The organism is Actinokineospora sp., from assembly GCF_050699995.1.
Classification (GTDB): domain Bacteria; phylum Actinomycetota; class Actinomycetes; order Mycobacteriales; family Pseudonocardiaceae; genus Actinokineospora.
In genome coordinates this window covers 1-12,021 of sequence record NZ_JBOHGC010000303.1, presented here as the reverse complement: position 1 = coordinate 12,021, position 12,021 = coordinate 1, and the positions used below count along the sequence as shown (strand labels likewise).

The 12,021-nt window shown below is 69.2% G+C and carries 12 protein-coding genes; 4 read left to right on the top strand and 8 right to left on the bottom strand.

Annotated features, from left to right (window positions below; translation table 11 throughout):
• Positions 1-204 precede the first annotated feature (204 nt).
• The 3 genes from ACRDSQ_RS15200 to ACRDSQ_RS15190 form a co-directional block, all read right to left on the bottom strand.
• Positions 205-2,502, bottom strand: coding sequence for an ATP-binding protein (locus ACRDSQ_RS15200; protein ID WP_431421787.1), 2,298 nt, complete (start codon positions 2,500-2,502; stop codon positions 205-207).
• Between the two features lie 159 nt (positions 2,503-2,661).
• Entirely contained in the window at positions 2,662-3,879 is a 1,218-nt protein-coding gene (locus ACRDSQ_RS15195) for a winged helix-turn-helix domain-containing protein (RefSeq protein WP_431421786.1), read from the bottom strand.
• Entirely contained in the window at positions 3,876-4,823 is a 948-nt protein-coding gene (locus ACRDSQ_RS15190) for an EamA family transporter (RefSeq protein WP_431421784.1), read from the bottom strand. The genes ACRDSQ_RS15195 and ACRDSQ_RS15190 overlap by 4 nt, the downstream gene beginning before the upstream one ends.
• 202 nt (positions 4,824-5,025) lie before the next feature.
• On the opposite strand from ACRDSQ_RS15190, the gene ACRDSQ_RS15185 reads away from it, so the two are divergent.
• Positions 5,026-5,583 (top strand): N-acetyltransferase family protein, encoded by a 558-nt coding sequence (locus tag ACRDSQ_RS15185; protein WP_431421783.1) that lies wholly within the window; start codon positions 5,026-5,028, stop codon positions 5,581-5,583.
• 61 nt (positions 5,584-5,644) lie between these two features.
• Positions 5,645-6,154, top strand: coding sequence for a hypothetical protein (locus tag ACRDSQ_RS15180; protein ID WP_431421792.1), 510 nt, complete (start codon positions 5,645-5,647; stop codon positions 6,152-6,154).
• On the opposite strand, the gene ACRDSQ_RS15175 is transcribed toward ACRDSQ_RS15180, so the two are convergent.
• Both ACRDSQ_RS15175 and ACRDSQ_RS15170 read right to left on the bottom strand, forming a co-directional pair.
• Complete coding sequence (locus tag ACRDSQ_RS15175) at positions 6,122-6,352, bottom strand: DUF397 domain-containing protein (RefSeq protein ID WP_431421782.1); 231 nt, start codon at positions 6,350-6,352, stop codon at positions 6,122-6,124. The genes ACRDSQ_RS15180 and ACRDSQ_RS15175 overlap by 33 nt on opposite strands.
• Entirely contained in the window at positions 6,333-7,208 is an 876-nt protein-coding gene (locus ACRDSQ_RS15170; RefSeq protein ID WP_431421780.1) for a helix-turn-helix domain-containing protein, read from the bottom strand. Before ACRDSQ_RS15170 ends, ACRDSQ_RS15175 begins: the two co-directional genes overlap by 20 nt.
• 110 nt (positions 7,209-7,318) lie before the next feature.
• Between ACRDSQ_RS15170 and ACRDSQ_RS15165 the strand changes: the two genes are divergently transcribed.
• A complete protein-coding gene (locus ACRDSQ_RS15165) occupies positions 7,319-8,062 on the top strand; it encodes a class I SAM-dependent methyltransferase (protein ID WP_431421779.1) in 744 nt (247 codons plus the stop codon).
• 7 nt (positions 8,063-8,069) lie between these two features.
• On the opposite strand, the gene ACRDSQ_RS15160 is transcribed toward ACRDSQ_RS15165, so the two are convergent.
• Complete coding sequence (locus ACRDSQ_RS15160) at positions 8,070-8,507, bottom strand: hypothetical protein (RefSeq protein WP_431421778.1); 438 nt, start codon at positions 8,505-8,507, stop codon at positions 8,070-8,072.
• A 2-nt stretch (positions 8,508-8,509) separates the two neighbouring features.
• The gene (gene dapB / locus ACRDSQ_RS15155) at positions 8,510-9,286 is read right to left on the bottom strand and encodes a 4-hydroxy-tetrahydrodipicolinate reductase (RefSeq protein ID WP_431421791.1); all 777 of its coding nucleotides are present in this window, start codon (positions 9,284-9,286) and stop codon (positions 8,510-8,512) included.
• Between the two features lie 210 nt (positions 9,287-9,496).
• Here dapB and ACRDSQ_RS15150 point away from each other — a divergent pair, with 210 nt between their 5' ends.
• Positions 9,497-10,618 (top strand): RNA-guided endonuclease InsQ/TnpB family protein, encoded by a 1,122-nt coding sequence (locus ACRDSQ_RS15150; RefSeq protein ID WP_431421777.1) that lies wholly within the window; start codon positions 9,497-9,499, stop codon positions 10,616-10,618.
• Between the two features lie 21 nt (positions 10,619-10,639).
• On the opposite strand, the gene ACRDSQ_RS15145 is transcribed toward ACRDSQ_RS15150, so the two are convergent.
• Entirely contained in the window at positions 10,640-12,013 is a 1,374-nt protein-coding gene (locus ACRDSQ_RS15145) for a M16 family metallopeptidase (protein WP_431421789.1), read from the bottom strand.
• Positions 12,014-12,021 lie beyond the last annotated feature (8 nt).

Genomic DNA, 12,021 nt, shown 5'->3' with positions numbered 1-12,021 from the left:
TCCCGACAACGGGCGGTTATAAGGAACGCCGATGCTTCCGCCATGTCCGGCCAGTGTCGCCGTCATCGCCCCGTGTCACGTGAAGATCAACCAACCGTGTCGTCACGAAAAGTGCGAAACCTCAGGTGCTTGGGTCATCGCGAAATGAGAACTCATTGTCGGGAACCGAGAACTCATTGTCGGGAGGTGGGGACTCGCGGGTTGTTAGAGGGCGGCGATCCAGGCGGCGATTTGGGCGCGGTTGCTGAAGCCGAGTTTGGTGCGGATGTGGTCGATGTGGGTCTCGGCGGTGCGCAGGGAGATGACCAAGGCTTTGGCGATCTCCTTGTTGGTCATGCCTTTCGCGACCAGGTCGGCGACTTCACGTTCGCGCTTGGTCAGCCGCTGCTCGGTCGACTCCGGGGCGGGCCGGGTGATGTCCTCGCCCAGCGCGTAGGAGACGGCCGTGTCGGTGGGGAGTTTCGTGCCCACCATGAACTCCGCGCCCGCCACCTCGATGCCCGGTGCGTCGGTTACCAGCTCCATGTCCCGGCGCATCCCGTCGGCGAAGGCGACGTAGTTCGTCGGCGACGCGCCGACCAGCTGGAACACCGTGACGGACGCGCCGAACAGCCGCGCCGCGCGGCGGTACTCGCCGCGGTGGACCGCGCACCCGGCCAGGACGTTGAGGCTGAACCCGAGGATCACCCGGTGGTCGACCTCGCGCTGCAGCCGCAGCACCCGCAGACCCGTCTCGAGCGACCTGTCGTACTCGCCGTGCAGATACTCCGCGGCGCTGAGCGACCACAGCGCCCAGCACTGGAATGTCGCCTCACCAAGGGAAGCGCACCGGTCGGCGCAGGCCTGCATGACGGTCCGGCCAGGCTCCAGATCGCCCGCGAGGCTCAGCGCGAGGCCATGGTTGAACGTCGCCCACAGCTCGCCGCTGAGGTCGCCTTGGGCGACGAAGGCGTTCAACGCCCTGCCGAACAACTCGGCCGCCTTCTCGCCCTCGTTCGCCATCAGCGCGGCATAGGCGTGGACCTGGTCGACATACGCGCGGGCGTTGGCGTCGCCGATCCGCTCGGCGACCTCGGAGGCCTCGGCCAGCCGCGCCGCGTAGGCGTCCATGTCGCCCTGGACGAGGGCGAGGAACGCCTCGACCCACGCCGCGCAAGCCCACTCAGGGGTGTCGGGCACCGCGACGGCCAGCAGCCTGCCCGCCCAGATCCGGGCCTCGGTGAGACCGCGGATGAGCCAGTAGTCCCGGATCTCGGTGACCATCCGCAGCCCGACCGACGCCTCGGCGGGGTCGCTGAGGCAGAAGTCGAATGCTTGACGGAGGTTGGCGTGTTCCCGGTCGATCTTCAGGACCAGCGCCAGCTGCCCCGGGCCGATCCACTTCGCGGCGAAGTCGCTGGTGACCTCGCGGCACCAGTCGCGATGCCTGCGCCGCAGCTCGGGCAGGTCGCCGTCGGCGCGCAACCGGTCCTCGCCGTACTGCCGCACCGTCTCCAGCATCCGGAACCGGACCTGCCCGTTGTGTTCCTCGCGGAGCAGGATCGACTTGTCGATCAGGCTGTCCAGCATGTCGAGCAGGTCATCGCAGGTCAGGTCGTCGCCGCAGCACACGGCTTCGGCGGCGGCGAGGTCGAAGCCGCCGGGGAAGACCGCCGCGCGCGCCCACAGCAGCCGCTCCTGCTCGGTGCACAGCTGGTGGCTCCAGTCGATCAGCGCCTCGAGCGTCTCGTGCCTGCTCGGCGCGGACCGGTTCGCTCGGGTGAGCAGCGTGAACCGCTTGCTGAGCCGGTCGGCGAGCTGGCGCACCGACAGCGACCGCAGCCGGACCGCGGCGAGTTCGAAGGCCAGCGGCAGGCCGTCGAGCGAGCGGCACAGCTGGATCACGGCGTCGACGTCGTCGTCGCCGATGGTGAACGACGGCACGACCGCTGCCGCGCGGTCGAGGAACAGGCGCACCGCGTCGTACTGGTACACCGCCGCGGCGGACTCACCGAGGTCCGGCACGGCCAGCGGCGGCACCGGCATCACATGTTCACCCGCCACCCCGAGCGACTGGCGGCTCGTCGCGAGGATCACCACGTCCGGGCACGAGGTCAGGATCGCCTGGGCGAACTGGGCGCTCGCCTCGATCAGGTGCTCGCAGTTGTCCAGCACGAGCAGCAGCCTGCGGGTGCGCAGGTAGTCGACGACGAGGTCGATCGGCGCCCTGGTCGAGCGGTCGCCGATGCCGAGCCGGTCGGCGACCGTGTTGACCAGCAGTTTCGGGTCGTGCAGGTCGGCGAGGCCGACGAAGACCACATCGTCGAAGGAAGCCCGGGTGGAGGTGGCCACGCGCATGGCGAGCCGGGTCTTGCCGACTCCGCCCGGTCCGGTCAGCGTGACCAGCGGGGCGATCCCCAGCAGGCGTTTGACTTCACGGATCTCGTCAACGCGGCCTACGTAGCTCGTTACCTCGATAGGAAGACGATCTCCACTGAAACGTGCGGCGACCGCGATAGACACGCTCACTCATCACCTGCCCAGCATTCGGTGCACCAACGTCACGTGTCGTCCGTTCGCCCCGACGGAGGTCCGATCCTGCCGCACGGCCGACGCAATCAGCCGCACCACCTCGTCACCTGCTCGAAATGTGACATTAGCCGGACTCGGAGTAATAGGCTACTAGCGAGTACGCATGGCGGCGGCCAAGTCGCCCTTCACGCCCACCCGGACCTCGTCGAGTTCGAGCCAGCCCGCCATGGTGCGCAGCTCGGCCATCAGCTCGCCCGCCACCCGAGCGGTGTCGACACCCGGCTCGGCGAACGCGCCCTGCACGAGTAACGCCCCGTTGGCCCGGTCGGCCTTGAGGTCGACACGGGCGACGAGGTCGCCGTCGAGGAGGAACGGGAAGACGTAGTACCCGTGGACGCGCTTGGGCTCGGGCACGTAGATCTCGATGCGGTAGCGGAAGCCGAACATCCGCTCGGTGCGGTCGCGCTCCCAGATCAGCGGGTCGAACGGGCACAGCAGCGCGCGCCCGGTCACCTTGCGCGGGATGCGGGCGTCGGCGTGCCGGTAGGCCTGGTGGCGCCAGCCCTGGACCGAGACGGCCTCCAACAGGCCCTCTTCCACCAGCTCGGCAACGGCCTGGTGCGAGCGGGCGGGTTGCAGGCGGTAGTAGTCGCGCAGGTCCTTCTCGGTGCCGACGCCGTGGGCGACGGCGGCGCGCAGCATCAGCTGCCGAGCCGCTTCCTCGTCGGAAACCGGTGCGGCGCCGAGGACTTCTGGCGGGAGGACGCGTTCGGGCAGGTCGTAGAGCCGCTGGAAGCCGCGGCGGGTGCCGGTGGTCAGCTCGCCGACGGCGAAGAGCCACTCGCAGGCGTGCTTGACGTCGGAGCGGTTCCACCAGCCGCCCTTGACCTTCGGGGTCGAGCTGCCCAGCGCCGTCTCCAGCGTGCCCGCGCCGACCGGGCCGAGCTCCTTGACCGCGGCCAGCACGTCGTCGATGAGGCCGGGCGCCTTGGCCGTCATGCGTTCGAGGTGGTGGATGTAGCGGTGTTCGTAGCGACGCATGCGCCACCGCAGCAGCGGCCAGTCGGCGACCGGGATCAGGCTCGCCTCATGCGCCCAGTACTCGACCAGCAGGCGCGGTTTGCGCAGGCTGTGCGTCCAGGCGGCGTCGTCGACCAGCGCCGGGTCGTAGGCGCCGAGCCGGGAGAAGACCGGCATGTAGTGCGCGCGCACGGCGACGTTGACCGAGTCGAGCTGCAGCAGTTGGACGCGCGAGAGCACCTTGGCGAGATGGCGCCGAGTGGGTGGGCCCGATGGGCGAGCGTCGGCGAAGCCCTGCGCCGCCAGGGCTGTCCGCCGGGCGGCCGCGGCCGTCATCGTCTCGCTCATCGTGGTACCTCGCACGGTTCCGGGATCTTGCCGGCAGGCACCGACACTTCCGGTGCGGGCCGTTCGGCGCGGACCACCAGGACGACCGCGACCAGCACGATCAGGCCACCGCCGAGCTGCGCGAGCCCGAAGCGCTCGCCGGCGAACAGGAAGCCGAGCAGGACGGCGATCACCGGGTTGACGTAGGCGTACGTGGCCACGGTGGACACCGGCAGGCGGCCGAGGACGTAGACGTAGGAGCTGAACGCCAGCAGCGAGCCGGCGAGGACGAGGTAGATCCACGCGGCCCACGAACCGGTGGTGATCTCGGCGAGGTCGAACCGCTCCCCCATCGCCGCGCCGGTCACCGCGAGCGCGACACCGCCCGCCACCATCTCCACGGCCGACAGCGCGAACGGGTTGGACGGCAACGGGAGCTTGGTGGTCAGCACGGTCCCGACCGCCCAGCCGAGCGCTGCCAGCAAGACCAGCCACGGCCCGAACCAGGCCGCGCCGTGGGCTCCTTCGACCGGACCGCCGAACACCAGGACGGCCAGTCCCACCAGCCCGATCGCGACGCCGAGCAGGGTGGTCCGGGACGGCCGGTCGCCCCAGATACGACGCAGGATCACGACGTAGATGGGTACCGAGGCCACGAGCAGCGCGGCGAGCCCGGAAGCCACGTGCTTCTCGGCGAGGACGACCAGGCCGTTGCCCCAGGCGGGCAGGAGGAACCCGATGAGGACGGCGGAGCCGAACTGGGCCTTGGTCATCCGCAGCGCCTTGACCCCCGCGAACAGCACGACGAGGGCGCCGAGGACCAGGCCGGCGGCGAGGAAGCGGGCACCCGCGGAGAGCAGGGCGGGCATGGACTCGACGGTGAAGCGGATCGCGAGGTAGGTGGACCCCCACACCACGTACACGACACCGAGGGCGGCCCACGCGAACCAGGACTTGGACGACATGACCCCACCCTCGCACGAACCACCGACATTTGTATGCCGGTTATTTCCGATGACCCCCGACCTCTTCGGCAACACGCTCCGGCGGCCGCGCATTCCGACGTGGACAGTCTGGCCGGGAGAGGGTGTCGACTCTTGCGGGTTTCGGCCGTGGCGCTGCGAGCCCGACTGGGAGCGCGAATCGGGGAGCCACTAGGTTGCCGCCATGGCTGATGCCACGGTTCGTCCCGCCGTACCCGCCGATGTCGACGAGATCGCCCGGATCCAGGTGCTCACCTGGCAGGCCGGCTATTCGGGCATCCTGCCCGCCGAGGTCTTGTCGGCCCTCGATCCCACCGCGGCGGCGGCGCAGTGGCGGCAGACGATCGAGCAGGGGCCCGCGATGGTGTTCGTGGCCGTCGAGGGGGACTGGATCGTCGGGTTCTGCAGCGCGGGGGCGTCGCCGGAGTCGGAGTCGGCCATGGCGAACGACCTGCCCCCGGAGGACGCGGCGACCGTGGCGTTGATCGGGACGCTGCTGGTCGAGCCGCGCTGGGGGCGGCGAGGGCACGGGGGCAGGTTGCTGGTTGCGGCGGCGAAGGCGGTGCGGGCCACGGGGTCCACGCGCGGGATCTGCTGGATTCCGGAGGCGAACCAGTCGCAGGTCAGCTTCTTCACGCGGGCGGGGTGGGCGCCGGACGGGGTCGTGCGCACGCTTGACGCCGGTGGGCGGCCGCTGCGGGAGTTGCGGATGTCCGGGTCGCTGGATCTGAAGCTGGCCTAGCGGTCACCCGGTTGAGGTACCGTCGACGACGGCCTCGTTGTCGAGTGGGGGACATTCCTTGGTGCTGCCTTGGCTCTGCGTGACGTTTGGCGTCGCGTTCGGGTCGGCGCTTGTCCCTTTTGTGAGCATTGAGGTGTTTGTCCTGGCGCTGATGACGCAGCGGCCGGGGATCTCATGGGCGGCGCTGGGCGCTGTCGTGGCCGTCGCGCAGGTCGCGGGGAAGCTTGTCTACTACTACGCCGGGCGCGGGTCGATCCACCTGCCGGCGTTCCTGCACCGCGAACCCAAGCCGATGACCCCCACCCGTCTGCGCTGGCAGCTGCGCACGAAACGGCTGCGCGGCTGGATCGAGGGCATCAAGGAGCGGTGCGAGCGACACCCCCACTGGATGTTCGGCACCTACGGGGTGAGTTCGGTGGTGGGACTGCCGCCGTACATGGCGATGACGGTGTTGGCCGGGCTGGTGCGGATGCCGTTGCACACGTTCGTGTCGGTGGGGCTTGTCGGCCGGTTCGTGCGGTTCAGCGCCCTGGCGGCGTCACCGGCGATGTTCGCCGGCTGGTTCCTGTAGCAGCGCGGCCCACGCCGACGGGGTGAAGGCGAGACGGCCCGCGTCGGGGTTCTTCGAGTCCCGAACCGCGACCATCTCCGCGAAGTCGATCTCGACGCAGTCCCCGTTGGTGCCGCTGAAGGAACTCTTGCGCCAGCGGACCTCGACGCAGGCACCGTTGTCTCCGCTGAAGCTGCTGTTACGCCACGCCGTCCCCATGACTGCCCGCTTCCGGTCGGTCGTACTCGCTTGCGAGGCTCGCAAGCACCGACCGTGATTGTTCCGCATGCAGGGCGACCGCGGCGAGCCCGCCGAGGATCAGCCAGTAGGTGGCGATATCCATGGCACTCTCCAAGAACAGACTGCGATTCTGGGTTTCCAAGCAGACCACGGGCTGATGGTCAGCGAACTGCATAAGCCGGAACGGGCCACCCATTCCCGCATGCGCACCGATGCCGGCCGGGATCACCCGGACCTGGCAGAACGGCTGAGAGGTCATGAACAGCAGATGGAGCATCTGCTCGTGCATCACCGCCGGGCCGCCGACTGGTAGCCGAAGCGCATGTTCGTGGGCATAGAACGTGAAGGTGGGTGGATTCTTCCGTCGCAAAAGGATCTGGCGATCCATCCGGGCCTGCACCCTGGTCTCAATCCCCGCTGACGGAATCAAACCGGATTCGCGCATCATCGCCCGTGCGTAGTCCTCGGTCTGGAGCAGCCCATCGATGCGATTCAGCTCCAGTGCGAAGACCGCAGAGGCCGTGGTTTCGTGTAGCGCCAAGGTGCGCAGTTGGTCGGGTAGGCGTTCACCGTGGTGGCGGAGGAAGGAGCCGTGCTCATCCTCCCCACCGCACAGCGCGATGATCCGGTCCAGCTCCCTGGGCGTGACCCGGCAGTACGCCAGGTAGATCGCCGCTTCGACCTCGCTGCAACACGTCTTCCCCGACTCCACCCGCGAGATCTTCGACTCCGACCAGCCGATCGCGTGCGCCAGCTCGGTGGCCTTGAGCCCCCTGAACATGCGCACCCGCTTCAACTCGTCGCCCAGTTCCCGGCTCCGCACCGTCGCATCCATACCGGCACGCTAGCGGCGCCATCGCGCGAAACCTCCCTGAAACCGCTGGTACCACCGGAAAGAATCACTGAAGCGCCGTGCTTGCACCGTGCGCAAGACATACTTCGTCGGTGACGACCTACGACACCATCGGTGCCACCTACAGCACCACCCGCAGGCCGGACCCGCACATCGCCGCGCAGATCCACCACGCGCTCGGGAACGCGGCGACCGTCGTCAACGTCGGGGCGGGCACCGGGTCCTACGAGCCGCCGCGGACCGTTCTCGCGGTCGAGCCGAGTTCGGTGATGATCGCCCAGCGGCCCGCCGGTTCCGCGCCCGCGCTGCGCGCGTGCGCCGAGTCCATCCCACTGGCCGACGACTCGGCGGACGCGGTGATGGCGCTGCTCACCGTGCACCACTGGACCGACCTGGCCGCCGGTGTCGCGGAACTGCGCCGGATAGCCCGCGAACGGGTCGTCATCCTCACCTGGGACCAAACCGTCACACGCGCGTTCTGGCTGCTGAAGGAATACCTGCCCGAGGCGATCCCCCTCGACGACGCGCGGGCCGTCCCGATCGACCACCTGGCCACCCTGCTCGGCAACACCCGCGTCGAGACGGTCCCCGTCCCCCACGACTGCACCGACGGCTTCGGCGCCGCCTACTGGCGCAGGCCCGAGGCGTACCTGGACCCGGTGGTGCGGGCCGGGATGTCGATGTTGGCCCAGACCGGCGAGGCCGCACTACGCCCAGGCCTGGCGCGTTTGGCCGACGACATCGCGACCGGCCGCTGGCACGAGAACCACGCCGACCTGCTCGCCTTGGACACCCTCGACGCGGGCTACCGACTGCTCATCGCCGACCTACGGTGATCTCCTGCTACGGGGCTAGGTCCAGGGCCTTGCGCATGGTCTCGCGGGCTCGGCCGCGGTCGCCCGCGACGTCGTAGGCGACCGCGAGGCGGTACCAGCAGCGCCAGTCGTCCGGGGAGGCTTCGACCTCCGCACGCCGCTCCTCGAACCAGGCGTCGGCGGCGGCGCGGTCCACGCGGCCGGAGGGCATGCGCGGGAGGTCTGAGGTGTCGGGGAGGCCGCCCTCGGCCTGCAAGCGCTTGCCCAGTTCCGAGGTGCGCATGCCGAACCGGATCGTCGACCATGCCACCCACGCGCCGACGATTGGCAGGAGCAGGACGCCTACGCCGAACGCCACGGCCAATGGCGAGCCGTCGCGGAAGAGGGCCACCGCCCGGCCGCCGAGCAGGACGAAGTACAGGACCAGGACGGCGGTCAGGATCAGCGAAACCGTGCGCGCGGACACGGCTAGATGTCGAGCAGGTTCTCGAGGCCCACGACGAGACCGGAGTGGTCCAGGATGGCCCGCACACCGTGCAGGACGCCCGGCATGAAGGACTTGCGGTCAAGCGAGTCGTGCCTGATGGTCAGGGTTTCGCCTTCGCCACCGAAGAGGACTTCCTGGTGGGCGACCAGGCCGCCGAGGCGCACGGAGTGCACGCGGATGTCGTCGACCATGGCACCGCGGGCGCCGTCCGGGTCGGACGTCGTGGCGTCCGGGATGGGCTGCTTGCCCGCCGCCTCGCGGGCCAGCGCTACCAGGCGGGCGGTGTGCGCGGCGGTGCCGGAAGGGGCGTCGGCCTTGCGGTTGTGGTGCAGTTCGATGATCTCGACGGTGTCGTAGTACTTCGCCGCCTGCTGGGCGAAGCGCATCGACAGCACGGCGCCGAGGGCGAAGTTGGGGGCGATGAGCACGCCGAGTTCGGGCTTGGGTTCCAGCCACTGCTTGACCGTGGCGATCTTCTCGTCACCGAAGCCGCTGGTGCCGATGACGCTGCGGATGTCCTGGTCGATGCAGAACCGCAGGTTGTCCATGACCACGTCGGGGTGGGTGAAGTCGACGACGACCTCAGCACCCGCGTCGGCGATGTCGAACATCCAGTCGCCGGTGTCGACCATGGCGACGACTTCCATGTCACCGGCCGCTTCCACGGCCCGGCACACCTCGGCGCCCATCCGGCCGCGCGCGCCCAGCACGCCTACCCGGATCGGGTTGTCTTCCGACCTGACGGACTTCGTCACCAGGACCTCCCGAGGATGCTCCGGCGTTCACGCCGATGAGGAATCGGGAGTGGGAGGGCCGCCAAAGCCCGTGGGTGGCCTGGCCTGTCGGGTGTCAACTCTGTCTCCTGAGTTTGTCGGTGGTGGTCGTTAGGTTAATCGGCATGTCCCGGTTCCGTCTTCAGCCGACCCCTGCTCAGGAGCGGGTGTTGTTGGAGCACGCATGCTCGGTTCGTGTGGAATCTCGCTGTGGAGCAGCACGCACATTGGCAACCGGGGCGCAAGGCGGCGCCGGGGTTCACTGAGCAGTGCCGCCAGTTGACGCAGGCGCAGGCGGCGAACCCGTGGTTGGCGGCCGGGTCGGTGACAGTGCAGCAGCAGGCGCTGAAAGATCACTCCCAGGCGAAGGCGAACTTCTTCCGCCGGACCCACCGGCGGCCGACCTGGCGCCGACGCGGCCAAAACGAGGGTTTCCGGATCGTGGCGGTCACCCCGGGTGACGTACGTCGGCTGTCCCGCAAGGTCGGTGAGGTCAAGGTGCCCAAGGTCGGGTGGGTGCGGTTCCGCTGGTCGCGCGCGGTCGCCGACGGTGTGAAGTCCTACCGGGTCACCCGCGACCGTGCTGGCCGCTGGCACGTGGCGTTCGCCTTGGTGCCCGAGCCCCTCGCCGGACCGGGCACAGGTGCGGCGGTGGGTGTGGATCGCGGTGTGCTGGTGTCGGCGGCGTTGTCCACCGGGGAATTGCTGAACGCACCCACGGTGCGCCGACCCGAGAAGGCGCGGCTGCTGCGGTTGCAGCGCAAGCTCGCCCGAGCACAACGCGGCTCCAACCGGCGCGGCAAGGTCAAGGCTGCGATCGCGAGACTCAAGGCCCGCGAGACCGATCGGCGCAAGGATTGGGTGGAGAAGACCTGCACCCGGCTGGCCCGGGAGTTCGACGTGATCGCGGTGGAGGACCTGAAGATCGCCAACATGACCCGGTCGGCTAAGGGCACCCAGGATGCACCCGGCCGGGGCGTCCGGCAGAAGGCGGGCCTGAACTGCGGAATCCTCGGCAACGGGTGGGGCAAGTTGGTGACCCGGCTGGAGCAAAAGGCACAGGGCCGGGTGGTGAAAGTCGATCCGAGGTTCACCAGTCAGCGTTGTTCGGCGTGTGGGGTCGTGGATCGGGAGGCGCGCGAGAGCCAAGCCGCCTTCCGGTGCCGGTCCTGCGCATTTGCGTGCAACGCCGATGTGAACGCGGCGTGCAATATTCGACACGCGGCAGGGCATGCCGTGGCTGCACGGGGAGGCCCGCCGTTGGGTGGGCCTGCGAACCGTGAACCTCAACACGACGGCCACCTCCTCGTGGGGTAGTCGCTGTTGGAATCCCCGGCTTCAGGCGGGGGAGGAAGTCAACTCGTGCAACTCGATCGGAACGTCGTCGGCGTGATCGTAGGGGCCGACTACGGCCGCGGCGAGCGGCCGGGTCAGCAGTTCGCGGGCGAGCTTCGCCACGTCCTCGGCGGTGACCGCCGCGATGCGGTCCAGCGTCTGCTCGACGGACAGGTAGTCGGCGTACGCCAGCTCGCCCTTGCCGATGCGCGACATGCGCGAGCTGGTGTCTTCCAGACCGAGAACCATTCCACCGCGGAGCTGCCCCTTGCCGCGGGCGACTTCCTCGTCGGTGAACCCATCCTTGGCCACCTGACCCAGCACATCCCGGATCACGTTGGCGACCTCGCCGAGCCGCTCGGGCTGGCATCCCGTGTAGACGGACAGGTGGCCGGTGTCGGCGTAGGACGCGACCGACGAGTACACCTGGTACGCCAGCCCGCGCCGCTCCCGGACTTCCTGGAACAACCGCGAACTCATGCCGCCACCGAGCGCCGCGTTGAGCACGCTGAGGGTGAAGCGGCGGTCGTCGTGGCGGTCGATCGCGCGCACGCCGAGCATCATGTGGACCTGCTCGGTGTCGTCGGTGTGCAGCACCAGCCGCGGCGAGTTGCCGATGCGGGCGCGGCCCGAGCGCGGGGCGACCGGCGACTTGGCGCCGGTCAGCCGCTCGCGCAAAGCCTTGCGCACCAAGGAAAGCACCTGGGTGTGGGTGACGTTGCCCGCGACCGCGAGCACCATCTTCGGCATCGTGTAGCGACGCCGGTAGAAGCCGTTGAGCGCCGAACGGGTCATCCCCGTGATCGACTGCTCGGAGCCCAGCACCGGCCGCCCCAGCGGGTGGTCGGCGAGCAGGGCGCTGCAGAACGCGTCGTGCAGCAGGTCTTCCGGGTCGTCGTCGCGCATGGCGATCTCTTCGAGGACGACGCCCCGTTCGGTCTCCACGTCCGCCTCGGTGCACAACGCGTCGAAGACGACGTCGGACACCAGGTCCATGGCCAGCGGCAGGTCCTCGTCGAGGACGTGCGCGTAGTAGCAGGTGTGCTCTTTCGCGGTGAACGCGTTGAGCTCGCCGCCGACGGCGTCAATCTCCTCGGCGATCTGCGCGGCCGTGCGTTTCGCGGTTCCCTTGAACAGCAGGTGTTCCAGGTAGTGCGCGGCGCCCGCGACGGCGTCCGGCTCGTCGCGCGAGCCGACCTGCACCCAGATACCGACCGACGCGCTGCGCAGACCGGGCACCCGCTCGGTGATCACCCGCAGGCCGCCGGGAAGCAGCGTGCGCTTGACCTCGACGTCGGAGGTGTTCTCCAGGGTGACCGTGCTGCCGGGCTTCTGCAGGTGGCCTTGGACCTTTGCGGAACGGCCGCGAGTGCTCAGAAGAGCAC